Origin of the sequence: Clostridium sp. Marseille-Q2269, assembly GCF_943736985.1 — a bacterium.
Classification (GTDB): Bacteria; Bacillota; Clostridia; order Clostridiales; family Clostridiaceae; genus Clostridium_F.
On sequence record NZ_CALSFS010000001.1, the window covers coordinates 212,918 to 233,399 of the forward strand.

At 28.5% G+C, this 20,482-nt stretch carries 17 protein-coding genes and 1 pseudogene; 1 reads left to right on the forward strand and 17 read right to left on the reverse strand.

The window, feature by feature from the left end; all coding sequences use genetic code 11:
- Positions 1 to 135: 135 nt before the first annotated feature.
- The 7 genes from NGI68_RS00905 to NGI68_RS00935 all read right to left on the reverse strand — a co-directional run bounded on the left by NGI68_RS00905 (position 136) and on the right by NGI68_RS00935 (position 9,546).
- Positions 136 to 1,209 (reverse strand): 2,3-butanediol dehydrogenase, encoded by a 1,074-nt coding sequence (locus tag NGI68_RS00905; protein ID WP_251859598.1) that lies wholly within the window; start codon positions 1,207 to 1,209, stop codon positions 136 to 138.
- Between the two features lie 373 nt (positions 1,210 to 1,582).
- Entirely contained in the window at positions 1,583 to 3,499 is a 1,917-nt protein-coding gene (gene cooS, locus NGI68_RS00910; protein ID WP_251859599.1) for an anaerobic carbon-monoxide dehydrogenase catalytic subunit, read from the reverse strand.
- Between the two features lie 879 nt (positions 3,500 to 4,378).
- A complete protein-coding gene (locus NGI68_RS00915; protein ID WP_251859600.1) occupies positions 4,379 to 4,720 on the reverse strand; it encodes a PqqD family peptide modification chaperone in 342 nt (113 codons plus the stop codon).
- 5 nt (positions 4,721 to 4,725) lie between these two features.
- Positions 4,726 to 6,660: an OPT family oligopeptide transporter gene (locus NGI68_RS00920; protein ID WP_251859601.1), complete on the reverse strand. Its 1,935-nt coding sequence runs from the start codon at positions 6,658 to 6,660 to the stop codon at positions 4,726 to 4,728.
- Between the two features lie 122 nt (positions 6,661 to 6,782).
- Positions 6,783 to 8,228, reverse strand: a complete 1,446-nt coding sequence (locus NGI68_RS00925; RefSeq protein ID WP_251859602.1) for an aminoacyl-histidine dipeptidase — start codon at positions 8,226 to 8,228, stop codon at positions 6,783 to 6,785.
- A 462-nt stretch (positions 8,229 to 8,690) separates the two neighbouring features.
- Positions 8,691 to 8,936: a response regulator gene (locus tag NGI68_RS17015; protein ID WP_353505344.1), complete on the reverse strand. Its 246-nt coding sequence runs from the start codon at positions 8,934 to 8,936 to the stop codon at positions 8,691 to 8,693.
- The gene (locus tag NGI68_RS00935) at positions 8,926 to 9,546 is read right to left on the reverse strand and encodes a DUF1836 domain-containing protein (protein ID WP_251859604.1); all 621 of its coding nucleotides are present in this window, start codon (positions 9,544 to 9,546) and stop codon (positions 8,926 to 8,928) included. The genes NGI68_RS17015 and NGI68_RS00935 overlap by 11 nt, the downstream gene beginning before the upstream one ends.
- A gap of 370 nt (positions 9,547 to 9,916) precedes the next feature.
- Between NGI68_RS00935 and trhA the strand changes: the two genes are divergently transcribed.
- On the forward strand, positions 9,917 to 10,567 hold the full coding sequence (gene trhA / locus NGI68_RS00940) for a PAQR family membrane homeostasis protein TrhA (protein ID WP_251859605.1): 651 nt from the start codon (positions 9,917 to 9,919) through the stop codon (positions 10,565 to 10,567).
- A gap of 195 nt (positions 10,568 to 10,762) precedes the next feature.
- Here the strand turns inward: trhA and NGI68_RS00945 are convergent, their stop codons facing one another.
- From NGI68_RS00945 to hisD, 10 genes and pseudogenes are all read right to left on the reverse strand, one after another.
- Positions 10,763 to 12,181: a basic amino acid/polyamine antiporter gene (locus tag NGI68_RS00945; protein WP_251859606.1), complete on the reverse strand. Its 1,419-nt coding sequence runs from the start codon at positions 12,179 to 12,181 to the stop codon at positions 10,763 to 10,765.
- A gap of 76 nt (positions 12,182 to 12,257) precedes the next feature.
- Positions 12,258 to 13,484, reverse strand: a complete 1,227-nt coding sequence (gene arcA / locus NGI68_RS00950; protein ID WP_251859607.1) for an arginine deiminase — start codon at positions 13,482 to 13,484, stop codon at positions 12,258 to 12,260.
- Between the two features lie 540 nt (positions 13,485 to 14,024).
- Positions 14,025 to 14,356 (reverse strand): annotated as a pseudogene (hisE, locus tag NGI68_RS00955) (phosphoribosyl-ATP diphosphatase).
- A 120-nt stretch (positions 14,357 to 14,476) separates the two neighbouring features.
- Positions 14,477 to 14,809 carry a phosphoribosyl-AMP cyclohydrolase gene (hisI, locus tag NGI68_RS00960; RefSeq protein WP_251859609.1) on the reverse strand — a complete coding sequence of 111 codons (333 nt, stop codon included), beginning with the start codon at positions 14,807 to 14,809 and terminating at the stop codon, positions 14,477 to 14,479.
- A 153-nt stretch (positions 14,810 to 14,962) separates the two neighbouring features.
- Positions 14,963 to 15,724, reverse strand: coding sequence for an imidazole glycerol phosphate synthase subunit HisF (gene hisF, locus NGI68_RS00965; RefSeq protein WP_251859610.1), 762 nt, complete (start codon positions 15,722 to 15,724; stop codon positions 14,963 to 14,965).
- Between the two features lie 226 nt (positions 15,725 to 15,950).
- A complete protein-coding gene (gene hisC, locus NGI68_RS00970) occupies positions 15,951 to 17,015 on the reverse strand; it encodes a histidinol-phosphate transaminase (protein WP_251859611.1) in 1,065 nt (354 codons plus the stop codon).
- The gene (gene hisA, locus NGI68_RS00975; RefSeq protein WP_251859612.1) at positions 17,012 to 17,740 is read right to left on the reverse strand and encodes a 1-(5-phosphoribosyl)-5-[(5-phosphoribosylamino)methylideneamino]imidazole-4-carboxamide isomerase; all 729 of its coding nucleotides are present in this window, start codon (positions 17,738 to 17,740) and stop codon (positions 17,012 to 17,014) included. Before hisA ends, hisC begins: the two co-directional genes overlap by 4 nt.
- On the reverse strand, positions 17,737 to 18,342 hold the full coding sequence (hisH, locus tag NGI68_RS00980) for an imidazole glycerol phosphate synthase subunit HisH (RefSeq protein WP_251859613.1): 606 nt from the start codon (positions 18,340 to 18,342) through the stop codon (positions 17,737 to 17,739). The genes hisA and hisH overlap by 4 nt, the downstream gene beginning before the upstream one ends.
- Before the next feature lie 103 nt (positions 18,343 to 18,445).
- The gene (gene hisB, locus NGI68_RS00985; protein WP_251859614.1) at positions 18,446 to 19,036 is read right to left on the reverse strand and encodes an imidazoleglycerol-phosphate dehydratase HisB; all 591 of its coding nucleotides are present in this window, start codon (positions 19,034 to 19,036) and stop codon (positions 18,446 to 18,448) included.
- A 135-nt stretch (positions 19,037 to 19,171) separates the two neighbouring features.
- The gene (hisD, locus tag NGI68_RS00990; protein WP_251859615.1) at positions 19,172 to 20,476 is read right to left on the reverse strand and encodes a histidinol dehydrogenase; all 1,305 of its coding nucleotides are present in this window, start codon (positions 20,474 to 20,476) and stop codon (positions 19,172 to 19,174) included.
- Between the last annotated feature and the right edge of the window lie 6 nt (positions 20,477 to 20,482).

The window sequence follows — 20,482 nt, forward strand, 5'->3', positions numbered from 1 at the left end:
TATATTATACTTAATAATTCCTATAAAACAAAATTTAATAAATACAATTATAAAAAAACTTCAACTAAATTTAGTTGAAGTTTTCTATAATTATTTTATATGTTTAAATTTATAAAGATTAAGTGTAATTAATCTTTATAAAAGTGACTTATCTGGAGTTACAAGAATTTTCACATGTTTTTTCTTTTCTGAACCAGTTAAAGCACCAAAACCTTCTTCTACTATATCATCTAAAGCTATCTTTTTTGTAATATATCCATCTGTTTTTATTCTTCCATCTTTCATTAACGCCATAGTAGCTGGGAATTCATGTCTATATGCTAAAGTACCTAAAATTTTCTTTTCAGTAAATACCAATATATTTGGATTAAAGTTTATATCTTTTTCCCATATACTAGTTATAACCATTGTACCTTCAAATTTTAAACTTTCAATTCCAGTATCAAATCCTATCTTAGCTCCTGTAGTCTCAAAAGCTTTATCTATGCCTAATCCACCTGTAAGCTTTTTAACTTCTTCTGGTATATTAACCTCATTAGGATCTAAAACTACATCTGCTCCTGCTCTTTTTGCATATTTTTGTCTTATAGATTTTCTTTGTAAAACTACTATAAGTCTTGCTCCAGCTGCTTTTAAACATTCTATTGTTGCAAGTCCTATTGGTCCTGCTCCTAAAACTAATGCTGTATCTCCTGCATTAAAATTAGATATTCTTACGGAATGAAGCCCTACTGCCATTGGCTCTACCAATGCTGCATCCTCATAAGACATTTCATCTGGAATTTTATGAACAAATTCTTCTGGAAATACGGTATACTCTGCAAGTCCACCACCACTTCCACAAAGACCATGGAATCCTAATGATGAACATAGATTATATTTTCCTTCCATGCAAGCTGGACATTTACCACAAGCCACTATAGGCTCAACAATTACTCTATCTCCAATTTTAAATTTTGTAACTCTTTCTCCTACTTCTACTATTTCCCCTGAAAATTCATGGCCTAATACTACTGGAGCTGTTGTTCCACTTAATGGATGTGGTTCTCCTACTGGTATAAATATAGGTCCACCTAAATATTCATGTAGATCAGAGCCACATATTCCACACCATTTAACCTTAATTTTTACTGATCCCTTTATTATCTTTGGTTCTTCAATTTCTTCAACTCTTACATCTTTTTTTTCATACCATAATGCTGCTTTCATATTAACCCTCCTAGAGTTCACTTTTAAAATATTTGTTAATTAATTAACATTATTTAAAGCAACTATTATGCCAACTTTTGAATACATGTAAATTTACAATTCTTTAGTATATATGTGTCGATATGATACAATTTTTATTGTATCATATCGACACATATATACTAAAATTCCTATTTTGATACACTTAGTACTAAAATTCAATGATTTTCTTATTTGTTAATATTTTTTATCATTACTTAAAAAAGTATATTTCATATAAAATAAATGTATATATTTTTGTCATTAAATTTTTTCTTTTGAAATAATAATTTTATAAAGTAAAAATAGCTACAAAATCACATTTGTAGCTATTTTAAAACTTAATAAATATCTTTTAACTTAATCCTAATTTTTTTCTTTTACCTACAATATGAGCTTCTATATTATTGGCTACTTCTATTGGATCATCTCCCAGAGCAACCTTTCCTCCAGTTATATTTTCTACTTCCTCTGTTAGTAATTTTACAAGTTCAGGTGCACCAGTCATAAATGGCACCGGTGACAAGTGAGTATACGCACCATATGCTACTGCAAATATTCCATCAATAGTTGCTTTTTGTTCCATCCATTCTGGAGCAGTAACAGCTATTGGAAGATCAGATACATCTAAATCCATATGATCTGCAAGAGCAGTTACAAGCATTGATATTCTTCCTGTATCTGTACAAGTTCCAAAACTTAATACTGGTGGAATCTTTAAAAGATTACAAACTTCTTTTAAACCTTCTCCCGCTATTTTATTAGCTGCATCTAAAGTACAAAGACCTGCTACTTCTAAAGCGTGATTTCCGCAACCTCCAGATACAACTAATATATCTTTCTTAATTAATTCGTTTGTAATATTAACTGTATTCCAATCCTGTGGTCCATTTCTTAAAGTTGAGCAGTTTGCCAATGCAACTATACCCTTAATTTTCCCTGCAGAAATTACATCCACTAAAGGATCAAGCTTATTTCCAAGTGCACCTAAAACTGCCTCTGTAGAAAATCCTGCAATAGCTTTTTGAGTAATTTTAGGCACTTTAGGTTCAACTTTTCCTTTACGCTTTTTGAAATTTTCTATTGCTAATTCTATCAATTTGTCAGCCATATCATCTACTTTTTCAGGATCATAAGGAATCTTATGTTGTAATCCTGGTATATCTATAATAGTACTTATACTTACTAGAGTTGCTCTATATTTTTCTGCATAATGATCTATAGCTGGTGGTGAGCAATTTTCTTCCATAGCCATAACATCCACTGTACCTGTTGCTAAAAGAGGTTCTATTGCTAACCAGTTACCCATTAGGCCCACAAATACATCATCTACTTCAAATCTTTGTAACAATTCCTGACCAGTTTCTATAGATCCTACTACTCTAAGCCCCTTTGCTCCTGCTGCTTTAGCCTTCTCTTGAATTTCAAACATTTTTGCCTTTTGTATTGTAGCTACTCCTCCCCAAGGTTGATGTCCATTGAATACTATATTTACATAGTTAGGATCCATAATTCCCAAATCTACATTTACTTCATGAGGCATAGGTGTTCCAAATAGAATGTCTTGAACCATTTCAAGTCCAATCTGTGAATTATATATAGTAGCTATACCTAGACGTAAAGCTTTTGCTGCTAAAGATTTATAATTACCATCTACATTTGTTAAACAACTGGCTACACAATTTTGTTCTTCATGAACAGTTCCAGCAGGATAAATATTTAATTTTTTCCATAGTTCTTTTCTCTTTTTTGGTGCAAATGCTTCCACCATAACATTTTTATCCTCTGCATCAATTTTTTGTTGTTGTTCTAATAAATCTGCCAACTTTATTGCCATCTTGTTAATATCATCACTTGTGTTTATACCTAATTTTTCACACATCCATTTTAACTTATTTACATCTTTAATAGTAAAAGGAGTTTTTCCCTCTGCTGTAGCTTTTAGTGTGCGAAATGCTTCGTAAGCATGGTGGCTATATGTACCTGCTCCCATTATATTTTTCAATAAGAAATTTCTCATAGCCATAGCATCTGGTCCAATACCACATACACCTTTTTTTTGTGGCCCTTTTTCATTTATTCTACAAGGTCCTTGAGAACATAATTGACAACTTAAACCTTGAAGACAAAACTTACAACGAATCTTTTCTTGCTCTATCCACCTGTCAAATACATTAGACATTCCATCTTCTCTTATTCGCTTTAGCATTTCCTCTACTGAATCATGATAACTTACACGTCCTTCTGCTTTTTCTAATATACTTTCACTCATAATGTTTAGCTTTATAAAATCTATTACAAATTTTATTCATACACATCTAGTTAAACTTAATATTACAATACTAGTTAGTGTACATAATAGCATACCTCTACAATGCTATACCATTAAGCCAATGGTGTTTTGTCACTTCCTTTCTAAAAATAAAACAACTAATTCATTCTTTAAATGTAGAGTAGTTATTTTATTTGCATTTTTTATATTCTATCCACTTTATTATTACTTTGTATATAAATAACTAGCAATTCTATTTTGTGCTTTCAAAAATTTTTTATACAATAATTTACCTCTAAAATATAATTGTACTAATTGAGTTAATTACATTTAATGTATTTTAAGTTTTGTTAATTATATTACTAAAAATCAATTATATTATCCTTATATTAAATAAAATTATATAAGTTAAGCTTATTTATTTTTATGTATTAATTATTGTTTTTATAATATTTTTTATTGTAGTTTACTTTTAAATTAATTTACATAATTATTTTTAAGTTAATTAATACTATATTTTTATCTATATACATTTATGAATTAATCTATTGTCTCAGTTAAATTAATTCTAATCATATTTTGCTAAGTCAAACTTTGAACCAATCTTACTGACAAGAAGTCAGATTAGGCATGTTACAAAATTTAAAATAAGCTAATATTACTATCAGTTAATTTAGCGTTGGTTTAATGTGCAAAAATATAATTATGTAAGCTGAATTTAACTAGCATAATCAGTTAAATTAGTATTATTTTAAGGATTTAATCAATATGTTTTATATAATTACTACTTAGTATTATTAATTTTCATTTTTTGATTCTAAACATAGTAAAACACTTACCAATTAATTAGTAAGTGTTTTACTATAAAAAATGTCCATATTAATTTTTAAAAGATACCCATCCTCTTTTGGATACATATCTTATATAAGTTAGGAGCCTATATATGGCATCTTCTAACTTATCTTCATGATTATTTGCCATTAGTTTTGCAATATCCAGTATGGATTTTTCACCATCTATTAAAAGCCAAACCTCTGAAGACATCTTATCAAACTTAACATCACATTTTGGTTCTCTTTTCACAAACCAACCTAAAAATCTTTTAACAGGATCATTAACTTTAAAAGTTAATATTACTTGCCCTTCTTTTTCTGCCCAATTATTATTAACTTTATATGGTATCTGCTTCAAGAAATTATATTTATCACATTTTAAATTCATAATTTTTATACCTTAGAACCTTTAGTTTTACTACAAGCAAATTTGTATATCCAAAATCCTAATAAAATGAACAATATAAAGGATACCATATTACTACTAGAAATACCTGGAATCACACTTTCACCAAAAGCTATATTTATATTTAAAGTTGCAAAAACAGCAATAACTATTCCTATAAGCGCATCTCCTGCAACAAGTCCTGATGCCAAAAGCACACCCTTTTCAACAGATTCTGACTTTCTGTCTTCATTATTTTTGAATTTTCTCTCAACTAAAACTCTTAGTATTCCTCCCATTAATATTGCACTATTCAAAGAAATAGGTAAATATATACCCAGTGCTACAGGCAAAATTGATATACTTGCAAGTTCACAAAATATTGCTATTGCAGCACCTACTAAGACTAATGTCCAAGGAAGTTTAGCTGACATTATACCTTCAACCAACATTTTCATTAAACTAGCTTGTGGAGCTGAAACGTCTGCACTGCCTATTCCATAGGCACCGTGTAGCATTTTAACAACAATTGCTGCAAAGGCTGAAGAACATGCTATTGCTACAAACATTCCAATCTGAACATTTTTAGGTGTACCTCCTATTATAAATGTTGTTTTTAAACTTTGAGCAACTCCTCCTGCTACAGCTATAGCAACACAGACTACCCCACCTATAAGTATAGATCTTCTCAACCCTTCATTTCCTACAACACCTGTTAATTTTAATATTGTTGTTACAAAAAGTAACGTAGCTATAGTCATACCAGATACTGGATTATTAGATGCTCCTATAATACCAACCATTCTAGCAGATACTACTGCAAAGAAAAAACTAAATAAAACTGATAATAATCCACCTATAAATCCACCCTTTATTGCTGGAATAAGCCAAGTTAACGCAAAACCAAATACTGCTGATGCTATAACCCAAGTTATTGGTGCTTCAATATTCATTCTACTAGTATCACTTTTCTCACCATGTCCTATTCCTGACATTGCCTGTTTAAAACTTTTTATTATAGTAGGCATTGATTTTCCAAGAGAAATAAAACCTCCCATTGCAACTGCCCCAGCACCTATATATTTAATATAGCTAGACCATATCTCTGGGGCTGTCATATTAACTATGAGTTTTGTAGATGGAAATAATGGTGCTGCAAGCCCTGCACCTAAATATTTAATCAAAGGTATTAATCCAAACCATGCAATAACAGAACCACCGAACATTAATAAAGATGCTCTTGTACCAACTATAAATCCAACTCCAAGTAAAGAAGCCAATGTATCTACACTTATCATAGTTCCCTGATAAGCTTTAAATACATAAGAAGCTTGTTCACTCCAAAGTTTAAATCCTCCAGATAAAAATTTATAAGTTCCTCCTACACCAAGACCTGCTACCACAGTTTTGAATCCTTCTCCACCTTGGCTACCTATAACTAAAACCTCAGCTGCCGCCATGCTTTCTGGATATATTAATTCCCCATGTTCTTCTACTATTAAGAATCTTCTAAGTGGAGTAATAAAGAATGTTCCCATTAATCCACCAACTATTGTAACTATTATTATAGTTGCAATACTTAAATCAAAATTCCATAAAATTAATGCTGGCAAAGCAAAGATAATTCCTCCTGCAATGGATTCTCCCATTGCTGCAAGTGATGCTACCATATTGGCTTCCAAGATATTATTTCTTCTAAATAATCCCTTTAATATACCTGTAGCAAGTATGGCTCCAGGTATACCTGCAGAAATTGTTAGCCCAACTTTTAGTCCCAAGTATGTATTTGCTGCTGCAAATAAGCAAGCAAGTATTATACCTAAGATAATAGAATACCCTGTTGTCTCCGGCATAGCCTCTGTAATAGGTATAAATGGCTCATATTGTTCACCTTTACATCCACCATAAGCTTCCTTTGATAATTTATATTTTTGTGTATCCATATTGGCACCCATCCTATTCATTATAAAATTCTAAATTAAAGGAAATTAATTTATTGTAATTAAATTTAATATTATAATTAACTGTAAAAATCAATTTCCAAATAGATTATATTAAAAAATATTTATTTGGTATTTTTTAATATCTCTTTTAAAAGTCTCCAATATTTTTCAACTGAAGATATTTTTAAATGTTCATTAGCTGTATGAACATCTATTATATCTGGTCCAAAGCTAATCATATCTGTATCTTTCATAGTTTCTTTAAACAAACCACATTCAAGACCTGCATGAATAGCTGTTATAGTTGGATCTATATCAAATAATTTTTTATAAGCTTGTACACATATTTCTCTTATGTTGGAATTTTCATTATACTCCCATTGTGGATATTCTGAATCTTTTTTAATTGTAACTCCTACCGCTTTAGATAAAGCTTCAAGTCTATCTAATATTTCAAACTTTCTACTATACACTGAGCTTCTTATAGAACATATGATTTCAATCTCATGTTCCTTGGTATTTATTATTGCAACATTTAAACTACTCTCCACAAGGCCCTTAATATCTTGGCTCATAGATTGAACTCCATCTGGAACTAATGTTAAAAAAGTAATTATTGCATTTGTATTTTCTTTGCTTAGTTCTTTGTCCACTTTATTTAAATCTTTAATACTTATTTCCAATGAAGGGTCTTGAACCCTATATTCAATCTTTAAGTCTTGTTGAATTTTATTCAAAATTTGTTTAACTTCTTCTATTTTATTCTTATCTAAAGTTATTACAACACTGCACTCTCTGGGTATAGCATTTTGCTTTGTACCTCCTTCTATATGTGCAATATTAAAATCAATGTTTTTACTTAAAGTATATAGAATCCTACCTATTAATTTATTTGCATTTCCTCTTTGTTTAATTACTTCCATTCCAGAATGTCCACCATTCAAACCTGTTACCTTAATTTCAATGGCTTCTTTTGCACATTTTTCTGATTCAATTTTTATTTTAGTGGTACCTGTAATCCCACCTGCGCAACTTACTATGAATACCCCTTCTTCTTCTCCATCTATATTTATAAGCATTTTTCCTTTTAAATTGTTAGTATCTAGTGCAAATGCTCCATCCATACCATCTTCTTCATTACTTGTAGCAACAAATTCTATTGGAGGGTGTTCTATATCTTTTGAATCTAATATTGCTAATCCATAAGCTATAGCAATACCATCATCCCCACCTAATGTTGTTCCAGTTGCATAAATATAATCATCTTCTATCCTCAATTTTAATGGATCCTTTTTAAAATCATGTTCCACATTTTTTAGTTTTTCACAAACCATATCCATATGTCCTTGTATTATTACAGTTGGAGCACTTTCATAACCTTTTGTACCAGGCTTTTTAATTATTACATTTAATGCTTTATCTTGATACACATATAAATTTCTTTCCTTTGCAAAACTAACTAAAAAATCACTTATTTTCTTTTCATTTCTTGATCCATGAGGAATTTTAGTTAATTGTTCAAAAAAATGAAATACTAGTTTAGGCTGTAAATTATTTAATACGTCCATAATGTAATCCTCCTACTTTTTATTACAATTTTTAATCTAATAATAAATTTATAAATATGATTCGAACCACAAATTTACAATTTAAATATAAATTTCAATTTAAATTGTTTGTATCAAATATATTACAATTTAACCATTTATTCAATGTTATTTTTTTATCATTCTACAAAATTTACAATGGCCCTACAATCTATTTGATAACGTTTACTGAGAAAATTATTTAATTAATTACTTTTTTCAATAAAGTAATGGTATTTTCATAATTATTTAAGTGGATTAAATTTTATAATCTTTTAATACTTACCTAATTCTTGTTTTTTCTTTTGATTATACTTTTACTTAAATATAATTTAACTATTTATAAAAATAAAAATTATTTTTATACTATATAATTTTTAATTAATTGTAGATATCTTAATATGTGAGTACTTAGATTTGTAATTATTCAATAATAATAATGTTTTATACTACCTTAATTAAATTCAATATTATAAGATTAGGTTTAAAACTTTCCGTAATTTTTATGCCCTCTTCTCCATTATCTATTGCTTGTACTATATATCCTTCCTTCTTTAATGAATAACTCATTAAATCTGCTATAGCATTTTCATCTTCTATTATGAGAATTTTTTTATCATACTTATTTCCTCTCTTTTCTATTTTTAATGAAAAATAAAGAGACGTTATATTAGTCCCTTTATTTTTTATCTTTTAAAGACAATGAATTATTATCTTTCAAAAAATTATCTATTAATTTTTCTACCATTCTTTTTTCTATATTAGCTCTACTAATTAAAGTAAGTATTAATAAAATCAACTCTTTTAATCTTACATCCTGCTGTTTTTCTTCTTTAAATTGCTTGTTTATTATATCTTTTAAATCCTTAAATTGTTCACCAAATCTTTCTAACTGAATTTTCTTAATATTTAAAAAAGTATCATATAGATCTTCTAATTCAAGAAATCCATTTTCTTTGTTATGTACACTTTCCATAGTTGGTGTAAGTACAGTTTCAATATCTGAAAGAGATAAGCTCTGTTTTAAATTATAAATTATTTCTAATAAAATTATTTGCTCTTTATTATATTTTTTCCCTTTCACAGTTGGAAAAAATTCTCCTTTAGCATAATTATTTACCATAGTTTTAGTCATAATCTTATCATTTTCTTCTCTTTTTAATGACTTTAATTTCATATCAAATAATGTAGTTACTTGATCCATATATAAATCTATATCCGGAATATCGGAAAGCTTAATATCGTTAAATTCTGTAATATTTGAAAGTATTATATTTAGATTGTCTTCATTATATTCCATAAAATCACCTCATTACAATTATATAGTATTAACTACCACAAATCTACATATTCTACTATAATATATAGTTTTTAAAACCCATATCATAAATTTATATAATTATTTTTATATTGCAATCATTAATATAATTCTTACATAAAAATTATGTGTTTATTAAATTAACTTGTTGTGATATTTAATTTAAGTTTATAGACCCATGTTTTGCACATTAAGCCAATACTAAATCAACTAATAGTAATATTAACTTATTTTTAAATTTTAATAAACCCTTGAAAATTTTCATGTTTAGTATTAAAATAGTAATAAGATATGATGTAGTTTTCATTACTACTTATACTCATATTAATATTATAATGAAAGGGTGACTCCTATGTTTAAAAAATTTAGAGATCCAGTAAGTGGTTTAACACACTTGTTTGGAGTTATTATGTCTATAATAGGGCTTATAGTACTAATACACTATTCTGTGTTTAAAAATAGTTCTTTACATATTATAGTCTTTTCAATATTCGGTGGAAGCTTGATATTATTATATAGCGCTAGCTCCATATATCATTTAGTAACAACTTCAAAAAAATCCATTGAAATATTAAGAAGAATAGATCATTCAATGATTTATGTTCTCATCGCTGGCAGCTACACTCCTATCTGTTTACTTGCTTTAAAAGGTGGTTTTGGAGTAGCTATGTTATCTATTATTTGGGTTCTAGCCATAATCGGCATATTAGTTAAAAATTTTTGGTTTTCTGCTCCAAGATGGATATCCACTGGGTTCTATTTAATTATGGGATGGCTCATAATCATTGCAATATTTCCATTATCTAAAACACTTTCCTACGGTGGTTTATTTTGGCTTGTGGCTGGTGGTATTGCTTATTCCATAGGAGCAATAATTTATGGCACCAAAAAACCTAATATTGCTAACAAATATTTTAGTTTTCATGATATTTTTCATATATTCGTACTTTTAGGTAGTTTATGCCACTTTATACTTATGTCAAATTACGTGATTTATATGTAATAAAAATTTTAAATAATATACTTTATTTCTTACTTATTGTAAAATATACCCCTTTAAGCAAATTTCAACGAAATAATTCATGACATTTACTTAAAGGGGTATATAAGTTATAGGTTGTTACATGTTTAGTTTAATAAATAACTTTAATTATTTTATCTTAAATCAATATGAAAAATTAATATCTTTATACAAAAACTATAATGATATTTTTCCTGTTGCAAGTAGAACTATCATAGTTATTCCTATTACCACAACTATTGTTGTACCAATCTTTTCTAGTGATGTATATTTTTCTTCCTTTTCTTTCTTAGCTTTATTAAAGACTATTGATCCAAAAGAATACATTACAAAGGCAAGGGCAAAATATTTAATTCCTCCTGCACATATACCATATATAGTATATATGGAAGATAAAATTGCTATTATCTTATTTTTTCCACCTATCTTTTCCTTAGTACATATCTTTACAGCATAAAATGATGATAAGGTATATGGTATTAACATACATGTAGTTGCTATTGAAAATACTAAACCATAAGCTGTTTGCAATTTATCTGAAAGTAATGCACATAAAAATACTTGGCTTATAATATTAGTAAATATTAATGAATTTATTGGAACTCCTGCTGAATTTTCTTTAGCAAACCATTTTGGCATAACTCCATCCTTAGCTGCTACATATGGTATTTCAGCTGCAAGCATTACCCAACTTATCAAAGCTCCAAATAATGATATTATAAGACCTAACTTAACTATTACTGCACCGGCTCCTCCAAAAACTGTTTTTGATAAAACATCTGCAAGAGGAGTACCTGATGCTGCAAGATCTTTAGCTGGTATAATTCCCATAGCAAGTAATGATATTGAAACATAAATGAGTAATGTAATTAAAAGACTTATTACTGTTGCCTTTCCTACTATAGCTTGAGATTCTGCTTTTTCTGAAAGAACTACAGATGCTTCTACACCTATAAAGCACCAAATAATAGTTCCTATAGCACTATTAACTTGTTTAAATATAGATGTTGATTCTCCAGAACTTGCAAGTACTGAATTCCAATTTGTAACTGTAAATAAATCTGGCTTAAAAATAAATATGCCTAGTATAATAACCAATGCCAATGGCAGTAATTTACCTACAGTTACAACTGCATTTATTATTCCTGCATTCTTAGCTCCCTTAGTCTGAATATAATGCACAGACCATAATAATACAGATGCTAATATAAATGATGTCATTGGTCTTAATTCATGTCCCGGTCCTAACAAGCTGTTTATAGTTTTAAACATTAAAACTATAAAAGCGATATTTCCAAGCCATGCAGAAAGCCAGTATCCCCAGGCCGAATTAAATCCTGTGAATTCTCCAAATCCATCCTGTGCATATGAATAAATTCCACCTTTTAAATCAGGTTTCTTATTAGCAAGAAATTGAAATACTAAGGCTAAACATATAATTCCAATCCCACCTACAATCCAAGCAATTAAGGCTGCCTGTGGATTAGCTTTTGTTATTAAATCCGTAGGACTATTAAAAATACCTCCACCTATCATAGAGCCAATACCAAGAGTAATTAAAAGTCCAAGACCTAATTTCTTATTTTGTTTTTCCATTTTGGGGCTCCTTTTCCTAATACATCTAGCTTGTCATACAAAATTGCATACTATTAATATATTTATTATAGAAGAACTATTTTAAATTTTCTCTATAAAGAGGCATACTCATGCATCTTGGGCCGCCTCTTCCCCTTGAAAGCTCAGCACTTGGCATAGTAAGAACGCTAATACCTTTCTTAGTTAAAAGTTCATTTGATACATAGTTTCTTTCATAAGTTACAACAGTTCCTGGAGCTATTGCAAGTGTATTTGAACCATCATTCCATTGTTCTCTTCCAGCTATTATAAAATCTCCACCACCGCATTGAATTAATTCAACAGATGGAAGTCCAAGAGCTGAAGCTAATATTTTTTCTAATGGATCTGTATGGTGTTTAAATTTTAATGTTCCATTTTGTCCCTTAGTAACTTCATACACACTGAGTGGTCCTTGGATTTGTGGATGAATTGTAAATTTATCATAATCAACCATTGTAAATACTGTATCAAGATGCATGAATGCTCTACAGTTTGGTATATCAAACACAAGAACCTTTTCAAAGCTTTCATTTTTAGCAAATAAGCTTTTAGCCACTATTTCAATAGCTTCTGCTGATGTTCTTGAACTGCATCCTATAGCTACAACTTTATCTGAAAGAATAAGCTCATCTCCACCTTCTATATCATAAGGTAGATTTCTGTTGTACCATAATTCAGTTTCACCATTTGCAAAATTTTTGTGATATTTGTGGATATATGTTAAGAATAGTGTTTCTCTTCTTCTTGCTTCTGTTCTCATAGTATTAATTGTCATACCAGATCCAATTGAAGCGGCAGGGTCTCTTGTAAAATAAAGATTTGGCATAGGATCAAGATAGAATGGATAATGATCTTGCATTAAGTCTACTAATGATGTAGCTTCTTTAATTTCAATAGCTTCTTTTCTAACACCAGCCATTAATGTGTCAACCATTTCTCTAGTTGGCATTTTAAGAAGATATTCTATTAATGCTTCTCTTAGCACTATTGATGTAATTTTACTTGCTGTTAAAAATTCTTCTAGGAATTCTTTCTTTATTTTATCATCTTCTAATGTTTCTGCTGCCAGTTCTTCTAAATAAAGAACTTCAGTACCATTTTGTCTTAAAATTTCAGCAAATCTATCATGTTCTTGTCTTGCAACCTTTAAAAAAGGAATATCATCAAATAGTAACCTTTCAAGGTATTCTGGAACTAAATTTTCTATTTCTGCCCCCGGTCTATGAAGCATAACTTTTTTAAGTTTTCCTATTTCGGAAGTTACGTTAATAAAAGAACTCATTTTGTCTCCTCCTCTTGCGTACTTTATGTACAACTTGTTTTTGTTGTTATTTGTCTTGTATTTGTATACATTATACGTTTTATGCATAATTATTTCAAATTCATATTTCTAGCCAAAAATATGAAAAATTAACTGCATTTTTACATTTTTCTTCATTTTTTATATGATTTTCTTAGATTTCAATGGATTTTTACGCTATTTTAAAAATGTTCTGTATATTATTCACATCACCCATATGCTTGCAAAAGTATATTCAATGTATATTTATACATTCATTTGTAAAGCTTATGCCTTATTTTGTATTTTTTTGTTATATATTATTTATATTTTTTTATTTATGCATTTTTATATCGTTTACTTAATTTTAATTAGTCATTTAATTATTCATAATTTATGAATAATTAAACTTTTTATTTTTTTAATATTTTATTTAAATATTAAGAATTTTACTATTTTACAAATTAAAATCACTAAAAATTCTCATCAATTTTTAGCGATTCAGTTTATATTATATTTAAATTCAAATCCTAAAATCATGTTTTATAATTTTTCTATTTCTTTTCTATCATTTTTTTATTGCATATTTTTTCTCTTCTCTTTTCTAATTGTTTTTCTATACTATCTAATTTTATTTGTTTTTCTGCCATCAAAACCATTATATGATAGGTTAAATCACATATTTCTTTTATCAGTTCTTCTTTATCCTCATTTTTAGCGGCTATAATCACCTCTGAGCTTTCTTCTCCAACTTTTTTTAGTATTTTATCTAATCCCTTTTCAAATAAGTATCCAGTATAAGACCCTTCTATAGGATTTTCTTTTCTTTCCTCTACTATATCAAATAAGCTATTTAACACATTATTTTCATTCATAATTATTATTAGTGCTTAGATGTTTTATAATTCACACCAACCCACTAAATCCTCACATCCTTTCTGTTATCAATTTTATAACACAAATTTATACACGTATCTTTTCTATTTATAATGAATTTATATTAATGTTGTATAAAAGCAGCTCTTATGACCAGTATGACATGCCACTCCAACTTGCTGTACTTTAATTAGTATAGTATCTCTATCACAATCCATATAAATACTTTTGACATGTTGTAAATTACCTGAAGTTGCTCCTTTATTCCACAGTTCTTCTCTAGACCTACTCCAAAACCAGGTAGTATTAGTCTTAATAGTTTTTTCTAGTGACTCTTTGTTCATGTATGCTAGCATCAAAACTTCCCCTGAGTAAAAATCCTGAACTATAGTAGGTATAAGTCCTGTAACTTTTTGGAAATCTATTTCCTTTAACATTTTCTCTAAATTCATTTTGTCCTCCATTTAAATTTATAAACATCTGCTCTAACATCCTTTATTTAAAAATATGAAGATAAGAGTTACAACATCTATTTGTAATTATCTATAATCTTTATATATAGTGGAACTGAACTATAAAATCTTAATAATTCAAATATAAAAAAACTAAAGTCTTACACTAAAGCCTTCTTTTTTTAAATAGTCTTTAACTTCCTTTATGCTCAATTCTTTAAAATGAAATAATGAAGCTGCTAATGCTGCATCTGCTGAACTTTTTTTAAAAATTTCCCCGAAGTGCTCCAATTTTCCACATCCTCCTGAAGCAATTACAGGAATATTTACTGCCTTTGAAATTTCATTTGTGAACTCTAAATCGTAACCTTCTTTTGTACCATCTGCATCCATACTTGTTAGTAGTAACTCACCAGCTCCTAATTTTTCTACCTTTTTTGCCCATTCTACAGCATCAATTCCTGTATCTATCCTTCCTCCATTTATAAATACATTCCATCCCTCTTGATCTTTTCGTTTTTTACCATCTACAGCAACTACAACACATTGTGATCCAAAACACTCTGTTGCCTTTTTTATAAGATTAGGGTCCCTTATAGCTGCCGAATTAACTGATATTTTATCTGCTCCAGCTCTCAATATATCTCTAAAATCATTTATATTTTTTATTCCTCCACCTACAGTAAGAGGAATAAATAGTTTCTCTGCTGTTTTTCTAACCACATCTATCATTGTATTTCTTCCTTCATGAGTAGCTGTTATATCTAAAAATACTATTTCATCTGCCCCTTCTTTATTATAAAACTCTGCTATTTCTACAGGATTACCTACATCCTTTAGATTAATAAAATTAACTCCTTTTACAACCCTACCCATATTTACATCTAAGCAGGGTATTATCCTCTTTGTAATCACATATAATCCCCCTTCTAAGCATACTTTAACCCTTCTATTTTTTAAATTAACTAAGCATAACATATTAATCTATATATTCTTTCTCAATAATTTTATACTTAAACTTCACTAATACTTTTCACTCCATTTTTATTTATTATATTTTAAAATCCATTATTTTCATCTATATATTCCAAAGTATACGTTCTAATATACAGTTTATATATGTTTTTTATTTAAATAATACTTATACTTTATTTATAATGTTTTTTATTTTATCTATAAAAATTTCCATTTCTTCTTTAGAACCTATACTAACCCTTAAATAATTGCTTGTTCTATGTTTATTGAAGTATCTAACAAATACATTTTCATCCTTTAGCTTTATAAAAATGTCTTTAGCTTCATGTTTATCATGAGTAATAAATATAAAATTAGCTTTAGATGGTATGATTTTGAATCCTATTTTCCTCAATTCATTTATAATCCAATTTCTTGTTTTTATTATTTTTGATGTGCATTCCTTAAAATATCTTTCATCCTTTATTGCTTCTATAGCTGCTAAAGATGAAATTGTATCTATTGTATATGAATTAAAAGAATTTTTTATCATATTTAATCCCTCTATAAGCTCTTTTTGCCCTAAAGCAAATCCTACTCTCATTCCAGCTAAAGATCGAGATTTAGATAATGTCTGTATTACTAAAAGATTAGGATAATCATTTAGTAGCTTCACTGAAGACTCTCCTCCAAAATCAATATAAGCTTCATCAACTATTATTACTTTATTTGCATTATTATCCAAAATTTCTTTTATTAAATGTAAAGAAATATACAATCCTGTTGGTGCATTAGGATTGGTTATAATAGCTCCTCCCTCTGTATTTTTAAAATCATCAATATCTATAGAAAAATCTTCTCTAAGTTTTGATAACCTATAATTTAATTTATATAAATTTGCATAAACAGGATAAAAACTATAACCAATATCAGAAAAAACTATAGTCTCTTGTGGATTGAAAAAAGTTAAGAAGGAAAAAGCTAAAACTTCATCAGAACCATTCCCTATGAAAACCTGATCTTTATGTAGATTATAATAATTAGCTATAGTTTTTCTTAATGCATCACAATTGGGATCTGGATACAATCTTAAGTCACCATTAACAGTATTTTTAATGGCTTCCAATACCCTGGGTGATGGTGGATATGGATTTTCATTAGTATTTAACTTTATAATCTTTTTATTTATAGGTTGTTCTCCACATACATAGGGTTCTATATTATTAGTTATATGACTCCAATATTTGCTCATTTAGAACTCTTCTTATTTATAATTTTAATAGCTTCCTTTAAATCAATATTTCCTGAATATATAGCTTTACCTACAATAGTTCCATAAATATTCATTTTTTTTATAGCCTTTAAATCCTCTATATCTTTAACGCCTCCGGAAGCTATAATATTACAATTTACACAATCATTTAAATTTTTAAGCTGATTTAAATTAGGTCCATTTAAAGTCCCATCTTTACCGATATCCGTAAAAATAATATTTTGAACCCCTATATTTTCCATTTTCTTAGCTAAATCTATATAATTTGTACTACTTACATTTAGCCATCCATTCACAGCTACCTTTCCATTTTTAGCATCTATGCCTATGGTAATTTTTCTATTATATTTTTTAACAGCCTTTTCAATAAGCTCTTTATTATTTAATGCAGCTGTACCTAATATTACCCTTTCAATTCCTGCACCTATAAGCATATCTATTGTATCTAAACTTCTTATTCCTCCTCCAAACTCTATAGGCACATTGACTGCCTTTATTATAGAAGAAATTATGGTTAAATTTTTTATTTCTCCAGTAAGAGCTCCATCTAAATCAACTATATGTATACATTGGGCTCCATTTTCTTTAAATCTTAGGGCTAAATCTATAGGATCTCCAGATACCACCTTTGAAGCTTTAAAATCTCCTTGATATAATCTAACACATTTACCGTCTTTTAAATCTATGGCAGGTAAAATTATCATTTTATCATCTCCCCAAAATTGCTTAATATTCTAAGTCCTATATCCCCACTTTTTTCAGGATGAAACTGTATTCCATAAATATTTTTTTTACTGACTATTCCAGGTATCTCCATTCCATATTGAGAATAGGCATTTAGTATTTCTTCCTCTTCAATTTTTGCGTAATAAGAGTGAACATAATACACAAAACTATTTTCTTTTATATTTTTAAGTATTGGAGATTGTTTATAAAAACTTAGATTATTCCATCCCATGTGAGGTATTTTTAAATCCCCTTTAATTTTTTCTATTTTTCCTTTAAAAAATCCTAATCCTTCACAATTCTTAATTTCTTTACTTTCTTGAAATAAAAGCTGCATTCCAAGACATATTCCCAATAGGGGCTTGTCCTTTTTTACTACTTCTTTTAAAATTTTATCAATACCATTTTCCCTAATATTATTGATTGCATCTGGAAAAGCTCCCACTCCTGGTAATATTACCCCATCACTATTTAAAATTACTTCTTTCTTGGATGTGATTACAGACTTTATACCTAAAAAATTAAGGGCATTTTCTACACTTTTTAAATTCCCCATACCATAATCTACAATTGAAATCACTATTTATCCCCCTTATATTTCTTTTAAAATTTATCAACTTTATAATGTTCACTATTATTCCTTGTAAAGTTTATAATATTTAATAGTAAAATAATTATTATTTCTATAGTGTACCTTTAGTAGACATAACCCCATTTATTCTATCATCTTTATCCACAGCTTCTCTAAGTGCTCTACCTAATGCTTTAAAAACTGCTTCTATCATATGATGATTATTTTTTCCATATAGTACCCTAGCATGTAGCGTTATTCCAGCATTAAAAGCTAATGCTCTTAAAAATTCTTCTACCAATTCCGTATCCATTTCCCCTAATTTATCTATAGTAAAGTTAAAATCACAAACTACATATGGTCTTCCACTTATATCTATATATACACTAGCTAAAGCTTCATCCATAGGAACAGTACTACTTCCATATCTTTTAATACCTTTTTTATCTCCTAAAGCTTCTTTAAAACTCTTTCCTAAAACTATACCTACATCTTCCACTGTATGATGAGGATCTACCTGTAAATCACCTTTTGCCTCTATTTTCACATCAATAAGTCCATGTCTTGCCATAAGATTTAGCATATGGTCAAAAAAACCTATACCTGTTTTTATATGGTATTTTCCTTCTCCATATAAATTAAATTCTGACTTCACTTCTGTTTCTAAAGTTTTTCTATAAATCTTAGCTATGTTTTCTTTCATAGCATTCCCTCCTTTTTTAAAGGTTACTGAATTTTATTTAGCAGTTGTAGCCTTTAATATTTTATATGTAAAATATTAAACTACTATTTATATAACAACCTCTATTTTGTTAATCTTTTAGTATTAAATATTAACTTAGAAATTTTTATTATGAAATCTTACTCTTATGGAATTTGCATGAGCTGTTAATCCTTCTGTTTCAGCTATGGTTATAGTAGCATTCTTTACTTTTTCCAATGCTTTTTTAGTGTAATATGTAAAGCTTGATTTTTTAATATAATCATCTACCGAAAGAGGTGAAAAAAATCTTGCACTGCCATTAGTAGGTAATACATGATTTGGTCCTGCCATATAATCACCTAATGGTTCTGGAGCATATTTACCTAAGAATACAGAACCTGCATTTTTGATTTGTCCTAAAACAGTAAAGGGTTCATCTGTCATAATCTCTAAATGTTCTGGTGATATATCATTAGAAAGTTCTATGGCCTCCTCTAAATTATCTACTACAAAAATAGCCCCATAATCTTTAATGGATGTATATATTATTTCTTTCCTCGAAAGATTTTTTATTTGTATATTTAATTCCCTTATTACCTTTTGTGCTAATTTTTCAGATGTAGTAACTAAAATTGAGGATGCTAATACATCATGCTCAGCCTGAGACATAAAATCAGCTGCTATAAATTTAGGATCAGAACTTTCATCTGCTATAATTAAAATTTCACTAGGTCCTGCTATCATATCTATATCTACAAGACCATAAACATTTCTTTTTGCCATAGCCACATATATATTCCCTGGACCTACTATTTTATCTACCTTTGGTATAGTTTCTGTGCCATAAGCTAAAGCTCCTATTCCTTGTGCTCCTCCAACTTTGTATATTTCATCAATCCCTGCAATATTAGCAGCTACTAAAATATTAGGATTAATACTTCCATCCTTACATGGAGGAGTTATCATAACTATTTTTTCTACTCCTGCTACTTTAGCTGGAATGGTATTCATTAATACTGATGAAGGATAAGCAGCTGTCCCTCCTGGAACGTATATACCTACATTCTCTAGAGCTCTAATTTGCTGACCCAAGATTATTCCATCTTCCTTTGTTACCATCCAAGATCGTTGTTTTTGCTTTTCATGATAAAACCATATATTTTCTTTAGCTATTTTTATAGCCTCTATGAATTTTTCATTAACTAATACATAAGCTTTTTCTATCTCCTCTTGGGTAACTTTAATATTTTTTAAATTTATTTTTTCACTATCAAATCTATTAGTATATTTTATTACTGCTTCATCTCTATTTTCATTTATATCCTCTAGTATTTTTTTTACACAAACAGTTACATCCCTTTGGACCTCCTTTGACCTACTTTTCAAATTATTCATACATTGTTTTTTATTATTCTCACTTATATTAACTATATTTATCATTTTTAA